20 protein-coding genes are annotated in these 22,586 nt (G+C 38.0%); 11 read left to right on the top strand and 9 right to left on the bottom strand.

Translation table 11 applies throughout. The features are described from left to right. A partial coding sequence (locus BUC12_RS20205) for a hypothetical protein (protein WP_175552652.1) occupies positions 1-972 on the top strand: 972 nt, incomplete at its 5' end. A 682-nt stretch (positions 973-1,654) separates the two neighbouring features. Here BUC12_RS20205 and BUC12_RS18580 read toward each other — a convergent pair. Beyond that, a complete protein-coding gene (locus BUC12_RS18580) occupies positions 1,655-2,044 on the bottom strand; it encodes a hypothetical protein (RefSeq protein ID WP_062185337.1) in 390 nt (129 codons plus the stop codon). Between the two features lie 186 nt (positions 2,045-2,230). Between BUC12_RS18580 and BUC12_RS18585 the strand changes: the two genes are divergently transcribed. The 5 genes from BUC12_RS18585 to BUC12_RS18610 all read left to right on the top strand — a co-directional run bounded on the left by BUC12_RS18585 (position 2,231) and on the right by BUC12_RS18610 (position 3,826). Further along, entirely contained in the window at positions 2,231-2,422 is a 192-nt protein-coding gene (locus BUC12_RS18585) for a hypothetical protein (protein ID WP_317041636.1), read from the top strand. Between the two features lie 140 nt (positions 2,423-2,562). Further along, the gene (locus tag BUC12_RS18590) at positions 2,563-2,760 is read left to right on the top strand and encodes a hypothetical protein (RefSeq protein ID WP_062185334.1); all 198 of its coding nucleotides are present in this window, start codon (positions 2,563-2,565) and stop codon (positions 2,758-2,760) included. Next, positions 2,757-2,903 carry a putative peptidoglycan-binding domain-containing protein gene (locus BUC12_RS20490; protein WP_139262122.1) on the top strand — a complete coding sequence of 49 codons (147 nt, stop codon included), beginning with the start codon at positions 2,757-2,759 and terminating at the stop codon, positions 2,901-2,903. The genes BUC12_RS18590 and BUC12_RS20490 overlap by 4 nt, the downstream gene beginning before the upstream one ends. Next, positions 2,900-3,109: a hypothetical protein gene (locus BUC12_RS18600; protein ID WP_073357313.1), complete on the top strand. Its 210-nt coding sequence runs from the start codon at positions 2,900-2,902 to the stop codon at positions 3,107-3,109. Before BUC12_RS20490 ends, BUC12_RS18600 begins: the two co-directional genes overlap by 4 nt. A gap of 522 nt (positions 3,110-3,631) precedes the next feature. Then, a complete protein-coding gene (locus BUC12_RS18610) occupies positions 3,632-3,826 on the top strand; it encodes a hypothetical protein (RefSeq protein WP_175552653.1) in 195 nt (64 codons plus the stop codon). Positions 3,827-4,716: 890 nt separating this feature from the next. Here the strand turns inward: BUC12_RS18610 and BUC12_RS18615 are convergent. From BUC12_RS18615 to BUC12_RS18625, 3 genes are all read right to left on the bottom strand, one after another. Continuing rightward, a complete protein-coding gene (locus BUC12_RS18615) occupies positions 4,717-5,445 on the bottom strand; it encodes a hypothetical protein (protein ID WP_062184593.1) in 729 nt (242 codons plus the stop codon). A gap of 561 nt (positions 5,446-6,006) precedes the next feature. Further along, positions 6,007-6,783, bottom strand: a complete 777-nt coding sequence (locus BUC12_RS18620; protein ID WP_062184596.1) for a hypothetical protein — start codon at positions 6,781-6,783, stop codon at positions 6,007-6,009. Positions 6,784-6,878: 95 nt separating this feature from the next. Beyond that, positions 6,879-7,646, bottom strand: coding sequence for a hypothetical protein (locus BUC12_RS18625; protein ID WP_062184599.1), 768 nt, complete (start codon positions 7,644-7,646; stop codon positions 6,879-6,881). Between the two features lie 1,250 nt (positions 7,647-8,896). Between BUC12_RS18625 and BUC12_RS18630 the strand changes: the two genes are divergently transcribed. Together BUC12_RS18630 and BUC12_RS18635 are read left to right on the top strand one after the other, a co-directional pair. Continuing rightward, positions 8,897-10,093, top strand: a complete 1,197-nt coding sequence (locus BUC12_RS18630) for a hypothetical protein (protein ID WP_062184602.1) — start codon at positions 8,897-8,899, stop codon at positions 10,091-10,093. Positions 10,094-10,220: 127 nt separating this feature from the next. Next, positions 10,221-10,478, top strand: a complete 258-nt coding sequence (locus BUC12_RS18635; protein ID WP_062184604.1) for an HU family DNA-binding protein — start codon at positions 10,221-10,223, stop codon at positions 10,476-10,478. A gap of 85 nt (positions 10,479-10,563) precedes the next feature. On the opposite strand, the gene BUC12_RS18640 is transcribed toward BUC12_RS18635, so the two are convergent. The 4 genes from BUC12_RS18640 to BUC12_RS18655 are packed head-to-tail and all read right to left on the bottom strand — an operon-like array spanning position 10,564 to position 20,056. Further along, a complete protein-coding gene (locus BUC12_RS18640) occupies positions 10,564-17,772 on the bottom strand; it encodes a LamG domain-containing protein (RefSeq protein ID WP_062184607.1) in 7,209 nt (2,402 codons plus the stop codon). 24 nt (positions 17,773-17,796) lie between these two features. After that, complete coding sequence (locus BUC12_RS18645) at positions 17,797-18,270, bottom strand: phage tail protein (RefSeq protein ID WP_062184610.1); 474 nt, start codon at positions 18,268-18,270, stop codon at positions 17,797-17,799. A 41-nt stretch (positions 18,271-18,311) separates the two neighbouring features. Beyond that, positions 18,312-19,385, bottom strand: coding sequence for a phage tail protein (locus BUC12_RS18650; protein WP_062184613.1), 1,074 nt, complete (start codon positions 19,383-19,385; stop codon positions 18,312-18,314). Positions 19,386-19,405: 20 nt separating this feature from the next. After that, on the bottom strand, positions 19,406-20,056 hold the full coding sequence (locus BUC12_RS18655) for a hypothetical protein (protein WP_062184616.1): 651 nt from the start codon (positions 20,054-20,056) through the stop codon (positions 19,406-19,408). 427 nt (positions 20,057-20,483) lie between these two features. Between BUC12_RS18655 and BUC12_RS20210 the strand changes: the two genes are divergently transcribed. Continuing rightward, positions 20,484-20,630 carry a phosphoribosyltransferase gene (locus tag BUC12_RS20210; protein ID WP_157257595.1) on the top strand — a complete coding sequence of 49 codons (147 nt, stop codon included), beginning with the start codon at positions 20,484-20,486 and terminating at the stop codon, positions 20,628-20,630. A 363-nt stretch (positions 20,631-20,993) separates the two neighbouring features. On the opposite strand, the gene BUC12_RS18660 is transcribed toward BUC12_RS20210, so the two are convergent. Beyond that, on the bottom strand, positions 20,994-21,245 hold the full coding sequence (locus tag BUC12_RS18660) for a hypothetical protein (protein ID WP_139262123.1): 252 nt from the start codon (positions 21,243-21,245) through the stop codon (positions 20,994-20,996). A gap of 4 nt (positions 21,246-21,249) precedes the next feature. On the opposite strand from BUC12_RS18660, the gene BUC12_RS18665 reads away from it, so the two are divergent. Both BUC12_RS18665 and BUC12_RS18670 read left to right on the top strand, forming a co-directional pair. Next, the gene (locus BUC12_RS18665) at positions 21,250-21,513 is read left to right on the top strand and encodes a hypothetical protein (RefSeq protein WP_073357341.1); all 264 of its coding nucleotides are present in this window, start codon (positions 21,250-21,252) and stop codon (positions 21,511-21,513) included. An 11-nt stretch (positions 21,514-21,524) separates the two neighbouring features. Beyond that, positions 21,525-22,583: a hypothetical protein gene (locus BUC12_RS18670; RefSeq protein ID WP_062184624.1), complete on the top strand. Its 1,059-nt coding sequence runs from the start codon at positions 21,525-21,527 to the stop codon at positions 22,581-22,583. Positions 22,584-22,586: the final 3 nt, after the last annotated feature.

The following is a 22,586-nucleotide window of genomic DNA, read 5'->3' on the forward strand; positions in this document are numbered from 1 at the left end:
GGCGGCACTTTAGGGGTTACCGGTGCTGCTACTCTATCCAATACACTTGCTGTAACCGGTGCTACTTCCCTATCGAGTACATTAGGGGTAGCTGGTGCTACGACTATAGCTTCTACTGGAAGTTTTACTTTAGCTGGTAATGGTGCGGCGGCTAGCAATTTTCTGATGTCGGATGCTTCGGGTAAAGGAACCTGGACTGCTTTGCCGACTACTGCGACAACCGAGCCTTGGCTGGTACAAGGGGGTACAACCCTTGCTTCGACTAATGCGCAGAATATTTATCAGACTGGAAGTGTGGCTATAGGGTCCAATACTGCTGATTCGTATAAGTTTCAGGTTACTGGTACGAGTAATATAACGGGGAACTCCCGCGTTGCCAGTTCGACGGTAGTGGGTAACGAAACGGTTGGCGGTACTTTAGGGGTTACCGGTGCTGCTACTTTAAGCAATAACCTTACAGTTACAGGAACAACAACTCAGAACGGTGTATGGAAATATCCTCGCACTCCGGGAGCTGGTAAAGTATTAACCTCTGATGCTTCGGGTAATGCCAGTTGGACAGACTTGGTTCCCGGAACAACAAATGGTACTATTAGTAGCGCGAACAGAACATTCACAGCTGCCTATACTTATAGTTATTTGGGTATGTATGTGAGCGTACCTCCCGGAAAATCTCAGGTATATGTCGGTGGTATGGTAGGTGCAACCGATATGTCAGGACATGTCACATTTACGTTATCAACCTCTAGTTCATCCGCCAGTTCTACGACTGGGTTCACTCTGGTTCCGCGTCTCGCCGGATTTCCTATACATAAAGATGCTCAAGCTGTCGGACAAGCCACTTTTTTTGTAAACAATACAGGCACTGCAAACATAACTCTTTATCTGTGGGGATATGTTGGTGGTGGATCGTCAACCGCAACATGGGTTCTTTCAGGTGTATCAGAACCTTTCATTTTTGTTGCGCACTAATGGGAATTAAGGGATCGACAATAATTAAATTTTATTCGTATGAATCACTATAAAGTACTGTTCAAGAAAATAATAGTTTAGATATATCCGGTTAATTATATTATATATTTTTTTCCTATAAATGTTGGTATGGTAAGTTGTGTTGTGTAGAGACGTTGTTTTATTGTGTTTAATTTTGTATTTGAATACTCTCCTTACAACAACTGCCACGAGCGTAAAACCAACATAGGGGCAGCAAGGTGCAGGGATTGCACTTTGCTGTTTCTTTTCTATTTCCCTTACGATTCTTATCGCTGGCCCTGCCTTTAATGCAAAAATATTCGAAGAAATGCTATCTAAATTTGAAAATTTCGCCAACGAGGCAAGACAATAGAGGAATGTACTAAATTGTTTGATTTACCCAATCACAAAAATCCAACTAAAGCCAGTTCATATATTTTATATGGCATTTAAGGGGGATTTTTCCTCACCTATTGATAAAGAGATACCAAACAATGTCTCTCGTGTCAATTTAATAGATTTACTCACTTTTGATAGAAGTGATTTTGACAAATCAGTTTCATAATCAGTTAAAAAAAATATATGCTTGGAATTTACAAAAAAACGACTATCTTTAGTCTTACACAAAACCTATAAAAAAGAGGATATGTTGTATATCCTCTTTTTCTATGAAATACGATTTCTATAAAAACTCCCCTATAAGAAATCCCAGTGATCCGGATATAACGGCTGAAATAACAACTACCGTCCAATTGATAGCTTTTAGTTTCAATTCCCGCCGTTTGGCTTTCGCTTTATCCGCTTTTATTTCTTCCTCTGTTTTTGGGTTCCTGAGGCGCGGGTTGAACAGGTGATAAGTAATACCTGTACTTGTTAGACGACATGCCAAATACTCCGATTCATTTGTCTCGCATAATCCTTGTACTAAGCCTTTGAGTTGTAAAGTTTCTACAGTTTTATTGAAATCTTGTTTTTCAATACAGAAAGTATCTCTTCCCGTTTCATGATTATCCGATTCTGCCAAGACTCGGATAATGCGCTTCTCTGTTTCAGTTAGAAACATTTTATCCATGATTCATTTTTAAAGTTTGAGAGCAAATTTTATTATTTAACAGCACAAAATACAACATTGTTTAATGCATAAATAAAAAAAATACTGTTTACTCCCGACTTACATTTTCTTCCGTAATTGTTTTCTCTGTCCTTACCTTTAACATAAAGGTAATCAGCCACTTTATATTTTAGGGTAAATAACCATATGAAAATAATCTACAACACGATTTTACCGATCAAAGGGTATATAGCGATTAATCTTTTCGGAATCATCTTTGCCCGAAAAGAATATAACCCTTTGAAAGCTGCCCTCGTTAATCACGAGACCATTCACACAGCACAAATGAAGGAATTACTGTATTTATTCTTTATGGTGTCGAATGGCTTTTTCGACTGATCCAGTACCGGAATACCAAAGCCGCTTATTACAATATATCATTTGAACGCGAAACTTACAGCAATCAGGTTGATCTGGGATATTTAGGTATCCTGAAAGAGATTCGAATTCATCAAGTATTTATTAAATAAGAAAGCCAAATGAAACAGATATTTGAGCAATTAACATTCATCCCTAAAATGGTCAATACATCCAGCAAAAAAGTACAGGAATGCGGTATTTGGAGTGCTGTATATTCACTACTGATGCGGTACCGGCAAGATAAAAAACATACAGAATATTTTAGGGGTTCTTCCCGATGGTATTGTCGGGAAGAAGACACTTTCGGCAATAAATGATTATCGGACCAGAAAGAATTATTTCAGAAAATATAGAAGCCCGTAAGAGCTTATATGAAAGTATAATCAAGAAAAACCCTTCGCAAAGGAAGTTCCTAGCCGGATGGATGAATAGGATAAATGACTTAAAATTCGAGGAATGAAAAAATATATCTTAGTTGCTCTATCATTCGCTCTTGTAACCGGGGTCTCGGCTTGTTATGGAGTCCAAGCGAAAAGTAAGGAAAAGCCCAGAAAAGAAATAAGTAAGCCGAATCGTTTTGAAGCTCAGTTTCATAAAGCAGATAGTGTATTTACATCTAAATACTTAAAAGGTAACTATAAAATAATAATTATCCGATGCGATTAAAGAGGCGTAAAGCTAAACAGTGGGCTAGGGAATGGATTAGGTATTCATTGTCTAAATATGGAGTAAGCAGGATTAAAGATATACCCTGTGATTACCATTATGAATATAGTGTAATTGCATTATCTATTCTAGGATATAAATATAATTATACAACCGGAATAAAAACAAGATTATGAAAAGAAACAGAATTGTATCACTACAACTCTGCTCCATATAAAAAACAATAATCATGTAAATTATTTACTCACTTATTCTAGATGATTTACGATGTAAATGTATATAAAATTCAATAAATAAATATAACGAAAAAGTCCATTATTTATCCTGTAATTAATTCTTTTTTGCGGGTGTACTTCATTGGATTGAAACAACTTAAACAAGAATAGAATTGTAATTAAAAGCGAAAGAAACAGAATTGTATCACTACAACTCTGTTCCACATAAAACAATACTTGTATAAATTCTTTACTTACTTACTGTAATAAGAAATTTGTGTCCCAAATGTATAAAAAATTCGATAATATGAAACGAACTATAAAAATTTATTTGACAGCTGTTATTTTATTAACACTATTAGTTGGATGTAATGATAAACCATTTTCGGGTATTGTTGTAGATAAGGAATATATTCCGGTACATAAAGAACGCCGACATCGTAGGGTCGGAAAAATACATTCGTCCCGTAGACAGTGCCCTCTAAATGGATCATATATGTAGCAAACCGATATGAAGTTAGAAAACTGGAGATCGACAGTTTAAAATATCTTTCAAAGCGAGTAAGTCTCATCTACAAGGAAAAAGGCTGTAGAGATACAGCCTTTAACTAGTCAAACGTAGTACTTAAAATCTATAAGGAAACAGAATTGTATCACTACAACTCTGTTTCAATGGTAGTAATTTCTATCATCTATCCTATTTCCTTAAAAAACTAATAAAATAAATAATTTACGGTACAAATGTATAAAAAATATAATGGATGAATATAACGAAAAAATCCATAATTTATCCTATAATTATTTCTTTTTTTTCCGGTTGTTTTTTTGATGTATTTTATACAAAAAAAAACGGATAATTTAAAACGGAAACAAAGTACGTAAAAGGAGAAACTATAACCAAAGAAAAAGTATTTCAGCTATATGCCTCTGCTGGCTATTTGACTTTAGATATTACCAATGTCGGCAGCGGATTCTTTTATCATAACCTTGGAATTGAATATCAGTTTCAACGAGATTTCAGGTATAATGATTTGAGGATTAAGTATAAGCTTTAAACTAGCTTTATATCTCGGATATAATACAGAGGAAAGGTATCTGTTTTATTTAGGAAAGTGATTTCTTTTAAATATAAACCATCATCAACTGTGTTTGTTCTATGTAAACAATTTAGAATGGTAGGACATTTCATCCCCCAACAATATAATTAGGCTACGCTATCTACTTGCACCCAAAATCTGAAAAATTCTCCATCTTTTCGCATACATAATTCTAAGAACATAAAGAAGCAGCTTTTTGTTATTCACTATTATTATTTAGATAAAAAAGGATACAACTAAAACGTTGTATCCTCTAACGGATCAGCATAAATAGCAAAAACAATCAGTGTCGTCTTTATCTGACTTGGTTAATTGTGAAATAAGTACTTGTTCCTCCCACTAAGGTTACAGAAACTAAAGGAACTTTAGCTCCGAAGATAATAGTGTCTCCGGCATTGAGTTGTACTAAGGTCTGCGTTTTACGGGTGGGAGGAGAGACATCCAAGTTTATTGTTAGGACAGATACATTTACACTTAAAAATGTCTCCTCGGCAATCAGCGTAAAGGCTGTTTCACCTGAATTTCTTTTGAAAATACCGACCCCTACTTCCGAAGCCGATACAACAGTTGATGTTTTGAATTGGACAAAGATTTCATACAAGCCTGTGACAGGTGCAGTGAATTCGTAAGTGCCTGTATTGTAATCTCCATTAGGACGTGTAGTTACATCAGTATTAATGTCAAAATCTTCTACAGGCATTGCAATCTGAAACCAACCGGAGGTTAGTATACTTGTTGCTAACGAGATAAGGCTAGTGGAAGAACCTCCCGCTGCCCGGACAAATGACTTTAGCCCTGATGCACTACCCATAAGGTTTGCTACCGTATTTTGGGAAACTACATTGTTGGTGCCTAATACCAGAACATTTTGTGACGATGTGTTAGTTGGTACAGTGACTACCCGGAGATCTCCATTGATATCAAGAGCTGTAATAGGTGTTTCTGTGTTTATTCCTACTTGACTATATGCTAACAATGTGATAGACATAAACGCAATAAGCGTCGAAACCAGTCTTTTTTTCATGAGTTTGTATTAATAAATAGGTATTTGTAAGTTTGTTTTGCTATTCATTTCATCATAAACGAATATAGTAGCTAAAAAGTTTTTAGATCTAACTAAAAAAAGTAGTTACAAAAAGTTAATTTTTTTTAATTCTAAAATTCCACTATACACCAATGGTTTAGCCAATGTCATTTACCGATCTAATCTATTGATATATGGACATATATCTAATTTGACATTATGCAGAAAAGAATATATAGAAGGCCCTTTTCGTAATCTATACATTATTGTAAAATTTATCAATCTTCACATTATTCCCATAATTAGTGTTTACATATTATAAATTGTTGGGAAATGGCGACTGTAATAGTTCATAAGTAACAAGAAGTTTTGCAAAGTAGTGTATATCTGGAATAGAATAAGGTAGTATCCATACCACTACCAGTTATCGTTGCACTTACTCGCATCATAACAACACCTGTAAGAGTCCAGTATAATAAATCTCAATGGATTGGTATCTCCGCATTATTCAACTACTGTTTTTGCTGAAATAATAAATTCTTCCTGCTCATAACAGACTCATTAATGAAGAAACTCACAGACAAATGTGCAATCATCTATATTATTCGCATTTGAAGTTCCTGTCTCATCTGTATACATTGTAATTATATCATTCTGATTAAAATCTAAAACAGTAATAAAGGTGGGATTTAATCCCCAAGTATTACTATATCCGATACAATTACCGGTCCACACTATTACCCCGTTTCTATAAACCGCCGGAACAATTTTATATGGATTATCTCCAACCCTGTTTGTCCCCCAGTGTCCGGATATCGTGATTCTGTACTTTCCCGAAAAAGGAACCTGTATAGTTCCATTTGTAGCATTCGCACCTCCCTGAGCCGGATTAGATATTATTTGTGTAGAGAAGCCCGTAACCTGTCTCATCGCATATGAAGTATAGTAAGTTGGAGTCCATTTACCATTGAGAATAGCAAACCACGAACCCGCAACAGAAGCCCATGTACCCACCCCATTGGCATCGGAGAGAAGCATCTTATTTACCCCCTCCGAGGTATCCGATATTCTGATAGCGCCTACAGACGAACTTCGTATATCGAGTTTAGTACCGGGTGCGGCAGTTCCTATACCCACACTCCCCTGATTGTCTATAACCACATCATCGGAAGCCTGCGTAGCCGATATAGTTCCGGTTGGCGGATTAGTTGCTGCAACAGAAGAAGCTGCATCTATATGTAATAAGGTTTTAGGGTTAGTTGTATTTATTCCGATCTGAGAATATATTCCGTTATTAAGAATAAATATAAATATGACTGTTATTGTAAAAGTTTTCATTTCGGTTTTTTATTTTAGACAGAAGTTATGTTTTTTATTTTAAGCTTTAAAAGATATAATACCGGTTACTACGGAATAAATTCCGAAAAGTATTTTCACTGCACAAATTCGACTAAAAGAGTAAGGTCTTTTACCCCATTCGAATATTCTGTAATAGTCTCCACTCCTGCAATGGTTATTATATCATCTTTATTTAATTGCGCAAACGACATATAACTAACCTGTTTTTCATTACTGATATTGGTATTTCCTAAATTGTGAGGTGCCCATATTTTTACCGAATTCTGATATACAATGAAGAAACCGGCAATATAGTATCCCGAATACCTGTTCATCAAAGAAGTAGCATATATACATATCCGGTATACACCATCATACGGAATTTTAATAGATCCATTTACAATATCAGCAGCTCCAATTCCGGCTTGAGAAGTAAACGCTCCGGAAAAAGACTTGATATCCCGATATCCGATAACCGATGTATAAGGGAGTTCTCCACCTGTTAATGCAGCCGACCACGAACCTGTAACATTCTGCCACGTTGCGACACCGGTACCATCGATAGACGACAATATTTTCCCTTCCCCTTCATTCCCATCGACAATTCTGATAGCTCCGGGAGTTGCAGAAACAATATCAAGTTTAGTCACAGGGGTAGCGGTTCCTATCCCCATATTACCTTTATTGTCTATAATTACATCATCGGAATCATTAAGGGGAGAAGATGTTGTTCCGCTCGTGTTAGCCAATGGGTCTACATGGAAAATACCCAAAGGATTTTGGGTATTAATCCCGACCTGTGCCTGTAAAGTCGTTATACTAACTAAGCATAATATTAATAAATATCTTTTTTTATTTTTCATTGCTTTTAATTCTAAATTGTTGTTATAAAAGAGTAATTTTTTAGGGATAGAAAAATACAGCAAAGTGCAATCCCTGCACCCTGCTGTCTTAGGTTGCTGGCTTGCGTGCAGGCAGTTGTTCGGATAAGACTCGAAAAAAATAACAACAAAAACAACAACGACTCAACCCGGCACAATCTGCCCAGCCAACATGTTTTATTGAATGATATACTAAATGTGTTGTATGAAATAGATGAATAAAAAGTGCTATATACACAAAAAAGAGCACCAAATACACTAAAAAGCGTATCGTTGCCTAAATACGACGAAAAAGTTCGTAACTTTACGGGTTTTGCTTTATTTAAATGCGTCTCTCTCTCTCTCTCTCTCTCTCTCTCTCTCTCTCTCTAATTTTTCAGCACAAAAAAACAAATCTAAATTGTTAAAACTTAGATTGCTATTGATTTTGCGCCTATTTTTAATACTATTAACCATCTGAATGAGAGTTGAATTCGGCTGTAAATGTAATATGCTTTTTTTTCTCTGCAAATTTTTTTTGAGAAAAAAAATAAGAGTAAAGTCAAAAAATTCTCTTTTTGTTTTTCTTCTGACACTCCCCCACTCTCTTTCAAATTTATATCATCGATACTTTTAAGAGTGATATCTTTTGAAGATTGTTGCGTTGGAACAACTAAATCAGTTTGAAGATCGACTATAATATTTCCTTTTCGTATTCAAAGTCTCTCTTAGAAAAAACTATATCTAAGAGTATCAAGGACAAACGGTCTATTCTATCCAAAAACCTTTCATTTTTCAGTCAAATAGATTATACGATTAAACCTTTTTTAGCCATGTTGTAGCCTCTTCCAATCTTATAAAATTAAAATAGCGATAATTAACGTTTAAATCAGATTAACATTAATTAATATACATTGATCAATTTTTATTATATTTCCTCAAAACTAAACTTAATCAAAAATTGTTTACCCTAAAAAGATATTTTATTTTAAACACTTTATTGTTAATTTTATTATAAATAAACAAAACTTTACCTCATTCACTTATAGTTATGAATTGGCATACAACACATTACCTGCTTAGTTGTTTTCTTAATTTCATTATTAATAAACAGAAGACTCTTTTTTCAAGAAAGTATTTACCCCTATGATTAGATAATTATTAAAAAGTGTAGTACCAGCGAATAAAAAACACACACAAGTAAACTTTATTAAAAAAAAAGTCGGAATATATATTTTGTCTATAAAAGTTATATGAAAAAAAAGATTCTCCTACTGACCGGGTTATTACCCGTTTGTTTAAGTGCTCAGGTTGGAATAAACACTCAAACACCTGATATATCGTCTGTTTTTGATGCTGTCAGTTCAGACAAAGGAATATTAATACCTCGGGTTGTTTTAACTTCTTCAACGATGGATCTGGATCAGGTTTCAGGTCAACCCGCTGGCCTGATGGTCTTTAATTCCGGAGGAGCATTAGCTCAAGGATTTTATTATTGGAACGGACAGGAATGGCGTATTCTTACAAATGCCACATCTGTAGCCCCCTTGATAGGTGATTTATTGTGCACAGGCGCAACACTAAATCCGGCTTCTTACCAAGCCGGCATGGCTTATTCGGGAGTTATGAAAGTTTCATACACAGGAGGTAATGGTGGTTTTTATTCAGGGGGAAGTACTTTTACCTCTCATGGATTGACGTTTACTTTACAGGAGGGCCAATTGGAGAATGGTTCCGGCGATCTTCTTTTTATTGTACAAGGAACTCCTGATATAAGTACGCCGGAGGGGATCACCATACCAATAAATGGATCGTCATCACCCAAATTGGATATTAACTTCTGGAGTGGAAATTGTCAGATCAAAGTTGGGGATCAGGCAAATGCCGATATTAAAACAATTGCGACTATGAACTATATGGCATTTATTACAGATGCGGATACCGGCGCCAAAGGATTCTCTGTGCAATGTAACACTCCCGACGGGCTATATACTTTAAGGGTTTTTCTAAGACACTCGAACCAGACATCAGCAGCGACAGCAAGTAATAATACCGAATCGGTAGCTTCAGGCTCAAATAATAATGTTCAGATAAGAAATAACTCGACTGTGCAGAAAACCCTGATGTGGAATTACTCGACTTTCTATGGCGGACAAATAACCGATGCCGGTGGAAACTTACAAGTACCTTCTCATATATTTGGTGGTGGGCAGGGAAATACCTGGACCAGTAATTCTACTACAGCCTATGCTCCATGGGGAAATGCAGGTATATATAATGGAAATAATAGTGGGCCCGAGTACCGGTATTATTCGTGGATAGATACTTCTACATCTACTAAAGTGGCATATATCGCTACCATTATGGCTGGGATAGACCCGGGAGCCACATTGACAGATGCCACAAAACAAAAAGTTTTTATTAAGATAGAGCAAATTACCTCTATGTGATAGTCTTGATGAAATAGTTATTCAATAAAAAATACTAACTATTAAATTTGAGTCCAATATTGATAAGGAAGCAAATGCTTCCTTATTTTCTTTATGAAATCTTAGAAGAACGTCTACTTTTTTTGAGATGAAAACAGAAATCAATAAAGCTAATATAGAATATGCAGATATCAAAACATCAAGTTTGAAAATCGTTGAATCCTTTATGGAGATCGTAAAAGACTCTTTGAGTAGTGGGAAAAAAGTTTATCTACGTGGCTTTGGCTGTTTCATTATAAAAAAAAGAGCAAAAAAGACTGCCCACAATATATCGAAAAACACTATAATTATCATTCCGGCTCATGTAATTCCTGCTTTTAAACCTTCGCATTCATTCAAAATCTAGTCCATCGGTTATTAGATTATGGAAAGACAGAGCAGAACAAAGCTTATTGTCCTGCCCTCCAAGCATAGAAATCACCCTTTCGTACTCAATACTTCAAAAAACCAGTCATTTTCCCTCCTGTTATTTTATAATAATTCGAAACATACTGAATTGTATCAAAAACCAGTGAATTCAACAAAACATACTCTTCAGAATTTTCGATCTTCGCCTTATCCAGAAAATCCTTCCACCAAGGAATAAGATTAATTAAATCTTTGTAAAACACCTCCCTGACGGCTTGTCCGATGGCTGCGGGGGCGGGAGTGTCGGCAAGATTTATAGAAGAAACCCGTTCTTTTACCAAATCGAGTATGAAAATATTTTCGAGCAGGTTAACCGGAGGATTAGTATCCACCGCCTGGCTTTCGAGTGGAAAAGATTGATATTCGGGTGGTATACGACTTACAAATGTTACGCGGTGCATTACTTTCCATGTAGGATTGAAGTTACTTTTTGCCTCTCTTAGTAATATGGCACGCGAGTCATTGGACGTGTTGAGCCATAGCGGATCCACCACTTTTTCAAAGAAATGGGTAAAATTGTCTTCGTTGGGCGAGAGATAAAACGTCATAAACCGATAAGTATCCACTTTTCCTGGTTCGGGTTTTGAAGTGTAGTAGCGGAGAGGGTCTGAATCGCCCAAATATTTGTTGAGGAATCCTTCCGGGTCGGCATTTATTTCGAGGTTAAGGGCAGAGCCTTGTTCTTTTTGTTTCTCGACGGTTACGGAGAAGTGTGTTCCTCCTAGTAATGATGTTTCATTCCAGAGAGCAGTACCGGCAAAAACGGTTTCCAGATTAAAGTTGAATCCTAAGTTCCAATTGAAATCATAGTTTCCGCTTTGTGATTCAGTTAGTTCAGATACGTAATCTTTTTGTTCACTATATAAACCTCCGGCTGCTGTCCAAACGTATGTGTTTACCATATTTTTCTTAGGTACGTTATTTTTCCATTCGTACAATAGGTTGTTGTCAATCACACTGTCAAGGTTTTCATCGTGACTCTTCCCTTTTTTTGCTGCGTTGAACTGGGTATAGGTGCTTCGTAGATTTTCTTCTTCGCGCTCTATTTTCTGCTTCAGAGCATAAGCCTCCCCAGGTTTGAAATAACTCCGGTCGGAGGATTCGGGGTCTTGTTGTAAGCCTATTCTTCCATCAAGACATCCATTTTTCACATAGGCCGGATTAATCGGAAAGTACACTATATTTACGTCTTCGGGAATTTCTTTATTGGGTACGACCGACACACCGACAAGAGTACCTGTATCTTCTAATAGTAGGGTGTACATGTCCGCCGAGCCGGATTTTACAAGAGCATACCCTTCGTTACTTGGAATAAACCTCCTCTCGCCGGATTGTAGGAAAAATCCCCCTTTGATATCTGGGGCTTCCCAGTCGCCACAGTTATACATAAGGTGGCTTTCAGCTGTATGGAAAGAAGAACTTATGGATTTTCCGTTAGTTTCGTTTTCGGCCCAGTCAATATTTGTGGCTACGAGAAATTTAGCTTCAAGTTTGGTTATTTTCTTGTATATGAATTGTCCAGCTTCGCTTTCGCCTGAATACCCTCCTCCGATCTGAAAGGCAAAATTGGTTTGACTGCCGCTATTACGCTGTCCGTTGATGGTGATTTTATCTGTTTTCTCCTGCGTGAGTTTTACGGAGGTTACGTTATTGTATGAACCATAAAAGGCGGGATCTTGATAATAAGGACGTGTCATATTTTCGCTTGGAATAGGTGGTGCTCCTTCTATGTATCCGATGAGTGAGGGTTTCATTTGTATTTGTCCGAGATACACCATCTGCAAATCGCCAACCTTGTATCCCGTAATAAGACGCATTACTCCATCGGTTGTTTTGTAGATATAGGCGCGTTTTAATACGCTGAAAAGATTACCTCTGCTGTCGTATTGGCTGTCCGAATATTCAATAACCGCGGGACTACCATCAATCATAACCTGTTTACTTGTTGTCACTCCTCCGAGGGCATTGAGTACTACTGAAGCTTCGTTGCTTACGGGAGCATCTGATAATACCCATACTGGTAATTCTGTATCTTTCATACTTACAAATTTACCGTCGTTACCATTTACGGAATAATCTACAACTATTTTTCCCGATCCTGCGTCAAATCGCCAGTATCCGACAAGGTTGGACTCTGCTCCCGATAGTTTTCGTTCCATATTATCGGAAATTTGCTCCCAAGTGCGGGGCTGATTCCATATACGCAACTCGTCGAGACTTCCCAGGAACGGATAGAGGAAAGCCTTATCACGGCTGTACATATTACCTATAGTGAATTGTTTTAACTGAGGCTCAAACCCGCCAAAGGCACTGGAATCACAGCTTTCTAGTATTTCTTCTTTTCCGTCTATAAGTAGAATAAGGTTAGCGTTATCATGATACAGAATCCACATATCGCTATCACGAAAAGTTGCGTTACTATCACCTTTCTTATCATAGCCAACCCTTCCCACCTGTTCCTCAAATGTCCAACAAGCTATAATTCCATCTAATTGGCTACGGTCGAGTACATGAGAAGAATAATGATTTTTAACCTCCGGAGCGGATAAAACTTTATTCCACAAATACAAGTCCGATAATTTTCCATAAAAATACGTATGCTCCCTTTGCTCGCTACTGTCGGGTTTAGTGCGTCCGATATTAAAAGCTGCGGTTGATGAAACTATACACACGGTATTATTTGTGTACATTTTCTTATTAGAGTCAAATATTGTACCCACTAATTCACCGTTTATATAAATATACATTTCGAGCAGGAAATATTTTTTCACCCCTCCTGCTTTCACTTCCTCTATTTCTTCACTTAATTTTGCAGTAGCGACTATATAGTACTCTCCGCTGATAACTATTTTATCCTTCCCTGTTACTGTAAATAACTTATTTTTATCTACTGCTTTCCCTTCATATTCGCTTATTCCGGACAGGCCGATAGTAAAATAAGGATAGTTATCTTTTGTAATACCCAACTCGTAGCTTTGGTTTTCCAAATCTTTTCCGAATTTGCTGCATATTACTCTCTGGTTGTTTTCTTTTTCAGAAGAAACAAACCATGCTTCGGAAGATATTTCGTTTTCCACATTTAATAATTCCTGATTTCCGCAATCAGCATAATTTTCATTTTCCAATTTCACACCAAAATGTGGAGTATACACGACTGCGATATGGTGCCAGTCATTTCCAGCGATAACGGCGTCTCTTGTTTGCACTGCGCTGTTATATACAGCTGCATATACGCGGTAGAACAAACCTCCATATTCCCAATAATACGCACCGGTTACCGATGTATTATATCGTCCTTCGGTGGCTGTGGCGGTATTATTCACTTTGTCCTCTTTCTGATATATATCCATTCCCCAGCGAAGCAACAATCCGAGGGCATCGGGAGCTACTGCTTTCTGATACTGGTCGGAAATTTCTTTTGGAGCAAATGCATTATTCCATACAGTGAATAGGTTCATTTCCATTTCGAGCGCATATTGATGGGTGTTTCCTCCCAGTATTAGCGAATGGAATGTATTAATGGTATAGCCGCTTAATCTGAAGGGTGCCTTTTGATCGGCTTGTCCATTTATATAAAAACTCCAGTTATCTCCATTCCGCACAACGGTCACCATATTCCATTCCTTGTCTGTAAGTTTTGTACCGAGTATGTGTGTCGTTTGTTGCCCGTTATTTTTTATTACAAATATTAACTCTCCTTCCAGGCTGGCCTGTAATTCTTCATATTGATCTGCGTTAATTGTCGATTTTACATATAACCGCCCTGCCTTGTCTACAAGGGTATTTAAATCGGGTTTTATATAAAACTGGATAGTGTAGGTTGATGATTGGAATAATCTTTTCTCACTTTCTGCTACACTGTCATCTTTTGTTTGGAGTTGGGTTCCCTTTAAAAATTTCAGGGATGCTGTATTCGCGCATCCCATCATATACGGGAAATTGTTCTGGTCTTCTCCCAAGTTAGCATGTATTACACGCGAATATTGTATGTCTCTTATCTGGAGTTGATGTATGTTTAACCACGACTCGAGGGTTAATCCGGTAGATATTGCAAGTGTTTTTGTTGCTTCTACAGCTGGTATCTCTATTCCCGATCGTTTGTTGATGATTTTCACAGCATTTCCCGGGGGAAAGACACGCCATCCGCCGTCTTGTCCTACCTGTTGAAGAATGCCTGTCTGTTCTCCTTTGCTGTCTGTGAGGATAGCGGGTGGATATCCATTATCGGATTGATGAGACAGATAAGCTGCAAACATAGCGGAACCTTTGGATTTTACTGATATTTGTTGTCTTCGCACCATTTTGGACCATCCCATTGTTTCCAAGCCTTGTGTTTTTTTCAATTGTAGCGTATGCGCTTCTACATCGTTTTCTACTCCCATATTCACAACGGAAAGGAACGAACAAAGAGAATATAAGCTTGCCTCCGACGGCATATTTACAATAGTATTATCTATTGAAGTGTCTACAGCCTGACGGGAATGATTAAAGAATAAATAACCTGCAATCTTTTTTTCTGTTTCCGCCCCGCTGTTTTTCATGGTATTGACAAACAGCATGAGTTTCCGGTCCACTTTTTTCCAGATTCCGATTAATCGTTCACCACCGATTTCAAGGATAATTTTCACATCACAATATGCTTCTGTATCATTGTCGGCAGGGGTTATAACAAATTCTTTTAATGAGGCCTGCAAATCGGGAACAGCAACCAGTAATTTAAACATACTGGCCTGTAGAGTGTATACACGGGTACTGCCGGGGTATATGTTTGCTCCGGTTGTATAATCGTAATTATCGGATGTTCCGTTTAGTACAGCCGTGAAAAGAGAAGCGTTTGAGGGTACATTTTTCCATCCGCTCACAAAAGTTCCCGCCTGTGGGTTTTGCGGGTCTATGGGGCCTGTTATTTTAACGGATAGGTAATTGCTTGTTGTTTCTGCTTCGATGGTGATTGTTTGTACTACGAAATGATCTGTTTGATTACTGATATAGAGCATATATCTTTCTAACCTCGGATTGCCCATATGCATGAAGGCTATATTATAAGCTCCTGATTCGTCATAAAAAACAAATTTTTCTTCCTGGGATTTGAGGTCCACGGGGTCTGTTACATATTGACCACCTACAACGGAAAGGATATAATCGGCACGAGGAAGCATGCCTTGCCATTTTTCGGACGCGCTGAGCCCATCTGATAATTGGAGGCTGTAACTATTTTCTTCTGTTTTCTTTATTACAGCAGTGCTGTTATTCATGATCGTACCGGGTTGGCGTGAGGCAAACAAAATGGTACCGTGCAGGTAATTGTCGTTTAGCGGATCACCCGCCCCCCAGTTAAGCGCTGTTACTGCTCTTGCTATATTTGTATTATACTGTGCAGCAAGAAATCGCTGTTTTGCACCTTGATAATACAGATGTATCATACCATCGTAGCTACTTAGCAAGCATGGCCTTGTTCCCGGCTGCATATCGCCAAAGAGGTTAAAAGATTGCAAATTGTTCATTTCGGCAGTAAGCAATCCTGCTTCAAGAGTGAGTCCCTGGTCATCTGTCAGCGTGTTGAATGTGGGGGGGACAGCAGGGCAACTACTGTCTTTCCATATAGGACCTTCAAGAATTGCATCGCGACCAGGATATGTTGATGCTCCATTGTATGCTCGTGTACCGCTTCCTTCATTTAATTTCCAGTAGGCAAGCAACGCACTGTCGGCAGTTTCCTTTCCGGGTAATTCCTTATATAAAAATTCCGTTACTTTGGCAAGTTGATTTCCGCTCCATATCCTCACCTCATCCAGGTCGCCCCGGAAAGAACCCGATTCAAAACCTATCCGGTTTATTGGTTTGGCTGTGGGCTGCTGATCTTTAAATACATCTCCTTCGGGGCTTAAAGCCTGTTCTTTGCCATTGATGTATATTTTGTATTCTCCCTGACAGAATATTACAGCCACATTATTCCATTTATCATTAACAAGCACATTGTTTTCCGTTTGGGTAGATAGGAATTTTGTCCCGTTTCCAAATCCCATACCAATTTGATATTTGTTTGTAATCCACAGTAGTGGTGGATAGTCTTTTTCCTGTGTTCCGGTGTCGGGTCCCAATATGTAGTTTTTCCCTTCATTATTTTCTTCCGGGTATATCCATAATTGGATGGTGAAAGAAGAATCAAGTATTAACGGTTTTTCTCCCGAAGGAATAGTGAGATACGCCTTGTTATCAAAATGAAGACAGAACCCCGCAGGCTGGATAGTCCCCAATTGGATAGTAAGTAAAGTACCATTTCCATCGAAGAATGCGGGGATTCCGTCTTTTGATATCGCACTGTCGATAGTAGCTAACGAAACTTTTCCATTCGTAGATTTTCCTTGTACAGTTAACAGATATCGGTAGCTGCGTTGCATTTGCAGGCGGTTGTTGTCTGCGGTCCTGACGGCTTCTTGTTTGTTGTATACTACCGCTTCGGGTATTCCTTGTACAGTGAAATTCTCTTCTTCGAGTGTTAATCTCATTACGCGGTTTGGCAATAGTATTTTTTTTTCTCCTGAAAATGGTACATCTTCTAAAGAGATCCAACCGTTTTGGGTTCTGGCAAAAGAATATGAATAAAGGCATCCGTCTTCTTCATTGACTAAAATAAACTGCCAACGTAGTTCTCCCTGTACTCCGGTAGGAAGCAGTTCGGCACTGAATTTACCATTTCCGAGATTTACATATCCGTTAGCGGTACCTAGCGGAAGAATATAAATGGGTTCCACGAAATTTTTCCCGTCCAGATTGAGGAAACTCTGGGTATCTTTTTTGCTGAGCGGTGTGTCGGGTTTTCCGCTTCGCTGAAAACGCACCTCCCATGAGGGTTGCAGCTCATATTGCGCGTCGGTCTGAACGTCAGCCTTTTCTTTCTGTACCATAAGGTAGCGGTTGAGGTAGAGTATGTTCTCATGGCTGCGGATTAGATATATGTATTCCTGATCGGTGACTACCTGAAAGTAGTCTGTTGTATTTATTGTTTGGGGAACACGGAGGATATTTATTCCCATCATTGCTGTTTCTTCAGGAAAGCTGAGGGTCAGTTTTCCCTGCCAGCCGTTGTCGTCGGGCGAATCTACTTTCAGGTTTAATATGTTGTATTTATAGATTACGGTAGCGTTATCGCGATCTTTCGCTGCCGAAAAATAAATGGCTTTTCCCTGATGATTTATTGCTACAGGGCTATCGGAGAATGAATTTTTCATGTGAACAGGATTTTTTAGTGAGATTTAGGTACGAGCTTTTATGTAGTAGTTTACATATACATTTATAGGTCTGGTTTCTTTGTCCCCTCCTTTGGTACAGGTATTTTGTTCTATGGTTTTTGTGTTATCATTATATCCGATATTATCACCTTTTGTAACTCCGTGTGTTCCCTTATCGGAAGTAGGGAGATGTGGAATATTAGCTGAGAAAGATGTACCATTCGGCTTTTTTGTGCTACAGTCTTCGAACAGTCCCGGACCTAAAGTTTCCAGATTAGTTCCGGCTTTGGCTCCGCGCAGAAATTCACCCCGATAATCGGGTATCCGGAATGTTCCTTTTTGCTTATCTTCTCCGTATCTGTTGCCGATTATATCAAAAAGTTCGGCATATTCTGCCTTCGAAAGGTTCTGTCCATCACATGGAAGCCAACGATCATTCTTTGGTAAGTCATTTCCTTGCAACAAAATGGCACCTATCGGAAAAATATCTTTATTCATCTTACTCGTTTTTTTAGTTATAAAATCCTCTAAGTAGTTAATCAGCGGAAACGGATATAATAATCTACGCTCCAATTCCGGGGTCTTGTTTCAGAATCTCCGCCTCCGGTGGCAACATTTACATTATTTACTACACCACTATTCCATATAAAAGCGTCTTTTGCTGTTCCGGAAATAATGGAGCTACCTTCTTTTGAGGGCAAACCAGGTATTGTAGTAACAAAATCATTCATCGGATAGGCTGTGGCATCATTTTGTTTAGAGCCAACAGCATTGCCTATGTTTCCTCCTGCCAAAGAAGTTTCCCTTTTTCCGGCATCAGGATCACGATTGGTATTTTCGCTTACTCCTCTTAGAAAATAGTCTCTGTAATCAGGTAAATTAAAAAGGAAATTCCCCGAACTGCCATGCGCGGTTCCTATCACTTTATATAATGTATCGAATGATCCTTTAGCCGACACCTCTTTCCCGTCACAAAGCATCCAATTTTGGGTCAGTTGATCCGGAATCTTTATTCCCGAAAAAGGAATAACTGAACCTATGGGTGGAATAACATCCTCATTGTATTTGTCTTTGAATGAGTGCTTTATGATATAATATATGTATTTGTTTTTAGGGCGGGTTTCCAGATCCCCTCCCTTACCATCGGTAGATACTCCAGCGCTGTTTCCTCCGTATTTTCCAGAGCTAGCAACATTACAGCCGGCATCAACGCTCCTGTTTACAATATTGTTGCGATCTATACGAGCCTTGAAACTGTTCTTCGGTACGGCGGTAGCGTAACCTTGGTATGATCCAGGTTTATTTCCTATTGCACCACCGGACAAGAGTGATGTGCGGTCATTTTTATCGGGGTCATTATTTGTTGTACCGCTTGTACCGCGAATAAATACTCCGCGCAGGTCGGGTACATTAAAATGGTTATCATCCGCCTGTCCATAGTTCATTCTTATTGCATTAAAAAGTTCTCCATACTCTCCGGTACGCGCGAGTGATTGTCCGTTGCAATAGAGCCAACCCAATTCCTTGAGTTCTTTTTCCTTATCTCTATTTATAGCTCCGGCATAGGACAGGATTGTTCCTATGGGCAAAAAAACTGAAACATCTGTGTTCATAGTGAGTATATTTAAGTTTATTACGATTGTAAACTATTCGATATGATTTGAAGGATGTCCGAATACACTTCGGATATATTTTCCGCTGTCCAGCTCATGGCATCAAACAGCATTCGGTAGCTGGTAACAGGGTCTTCCTGCATGGCAGCATAAAGGGCATAAGCTTCCGTTTGTACACTTTCATTTCCGGTCATATAGCTGTCTTCGTATATTGTTTTGGCTTTACGGGTGGCATGCATCAGGTTACCGAGGCTGACTTCATGCCGTAACCAGGCTTGTTTTATTTGCAGAAGGTAGTCATACCGGTAGTCCTGATTCGTGGCGTTTGTTTTTGAAAGTATTTTCCGGCACATACCGAGTCCCCAATATCCCATAATAGCTGGGGGTATCAGTTCTTGCCGGAAGAGCAACCAGCATTTAAAATGTGGGTGTATGGTGGTTTGAAGCACTTCGGCTACCGTAAAAGAGTGTGGATTCTTCAGACCGATCCATTTCAGGAAAGTTTCTTCGTCAAATATGTTATTGATTCCGAGGTAGACACTTTTTCGAGTATCCAGATGTTCTTTTGTGGCAAGTAATGTGGGAAGTGCGTTCCATTTTTTCAGGTCGTCGTAGGAAATCCTTTTCTCTAAGATTTTTTGTTTTTCGTTTGTAGAAATTGAATAGTCCATGTTGTATTGGGTTTTAGATGAATATAATTGAGACATTTAGTTAACTTCCTTATATGTTTAGAAAAGTATGTATTTGAAATCTTACACCACTACATTTTGTATGGTATTTCCGTCCTAAATTTGAAGGTACAATCTCCTGATAATAAAAAAGCTATTTTCCAAAAGCTTATTACAAATATGCGTAGATTCTCCCATGTCTAAATCCAATAGCCTTATAATAAAGTTTGTACCCAATAATAAAATAACATTCATCTTAGCATCACTAGGCTCATAATCCAGACGGCAAGTCAACATTGAGTCCAAATATAAACCTCTCATTTGAACATATGTTTGAGGAAATTGTTTAAAATAATCTACAAATATTATGGCTATAGAAGATTCATTTTGACGTAAGCACCCCAAACGAGATATACAAAAAACGAGTCACATGAAGAATTTGAATTTGGCGAAATACCTACTGATAGATGATATACTTACAAGCGGAAACAGTTTTATTCAAATAAAGCGAAAATTGACAGAACTCGGAGCTAAATCCATTATTGGTATATTTTTGGGAAAAACAATTTCAAAATAAGAACTTAGTTCTTCTTGTCTATTATAGAATCCAGTATTATTATTCAAATATTCTCTATTTTTTATTTCGAATAAAGAGGATTGTACTTAAACTTCATATGATAATAAAACATAAAAATTATATTATAATGAATCCTGCGACCCTTCCCTCCATAGGTTATATAATCAGTAATTCGAATACACACTATTACTGTGCATTCTATAATTACATTAATAACCTACATTTCGGAAACAGTCTCGGATAATAAACCAAGAGTAGCTACTTTCAGGCTACACTTGAGTATTAAACTTTCTACCGTATCTGATATGCTGCGACAGCATATATTTCTACTATTCTCTTTTCTAACGATGCCCTTTCCCGTTTCTACCATAACCATTCCACGTTTGTCTGGGCGCCATCCTTGTTCGGTCTATTGTTCATCAGAGCAAAGGTATGATAGTGTTTCAGACATTCATATTCGAGCCCTGACGGGTTTCCGTAAAAATCTTCCTCTTTCCTTCGGCGAGCGTATTTATTGACGAAAAAATATGCCTGTACTGAAAGCACAATACCTTTTGTTGCTCTATGAAACAAAAACGACCGACCTGACGGATGACGCATGAAAAAAAATGTCATAATTATGAGAAACGGAAAAAACATATTGAAACAAAACTCCCTCCCCTCTGGAATCATCATAAAATTGGGTTTGTGGGTAGCAGGGTTTGCCTTGTGTGCATGGGTGGTTGTTCATCTGAGTATAAACACATCCATAGTGTTGGGTTGTATACTTGCCTATATGGGGATATGCCTTGTATTTAAGGTAGTGAAGTTTGTACTAAAGGTCATTTTTTCGTTACTCTCCTTTATCCTCATTACCGCATTAATTCTATTACTCATCTTTTAAACTTTACAGCCATGACAAAATTATATTCCCTTTTCGGAGGAACAACAACAGATACGGAAGTTAAATCAGTAGAAGTCAACCAAATTATACAAATGGAAGGCTATTCATACAGCAGGGATGTAGTCCATAAGATAACACATAACCAATTTGGCTATCATTACCACTTAATCAACCTCAGAACGCTTGATTTCCACCAATCCGAAATAATTAAACCATTGAGTCAAAAGTTCGGTATCGGTATGTATTACGATGATAAGAACATCGAGTTTATGACCGAAGAAGAAGTAGCAGAACTCTACGCCAAGGCACAAGCCAAACGGGTAGATGAAATGGAACAGCAGAGAGCCGAAGAAAAACGCAGGGAAGAAGTTCGGGTTGTTGGTCGTGAATGGCTTCGGAACAATCTTCCTGCCGATGCAAAAGCAATTATTGTCGGTCGTCTGAAACAGGATGAATCCGATTCACAGACAGACTACTTTGCATCCTCTACCGTAAGTAATGTAATATTAGGTTTTTCCAAACACACAAGGGATATATTCTCCGAAATGCGTAAACACGCATCCAACTTTGAAGGAACAGCTTATTTAGCGGAATATAATGAAGATTACGAGCATAGGGAAAAATACTCTATGGGGGCAGGCTATTATTTAGGGGAAAGCAAATACAGAGGTTGGATAATAGAGAAAGAGCCTATCTATAACAGAGAAAGGGCAATCGAAGAATTTGCTTATACAGCAGGTTCTCCCGATGGTATTCATATTAAACCGAATAAGACAGAGAAGAATATCAACAAAACCGATAATACCAATCCAAACGATTCGGAACAAGAGTCCATACAAATACAATCTGAGAACCTGCAATTTGAGATAGTCGATTATTCAGAGAAAGCGATTACCCTGTTCGGAGATACGAAGCCTATCAAAAACTTATTATCTGCTATGGGTGGGAAATTCAATCCAAGATTAACCCACAACAACGAAAAGAAAGCAGGATGGATATTTTCCAAAACCAAGAGAGAAGAATTAGAAGGAGTATTGAATCTGAATAATAATAATAACAACAACAAATAACTC

The sequence above is a fragment of the Indolivaga macrotermitis genome, assembly GCF_900128985.1.
Lineage (GTDB): Bacteria > Bacteroidota > Bacteroidia > Bacteroidales > Dysgonomonadaceae > Dysgonomonas_A > Dysgonomonas_A macrotermitis.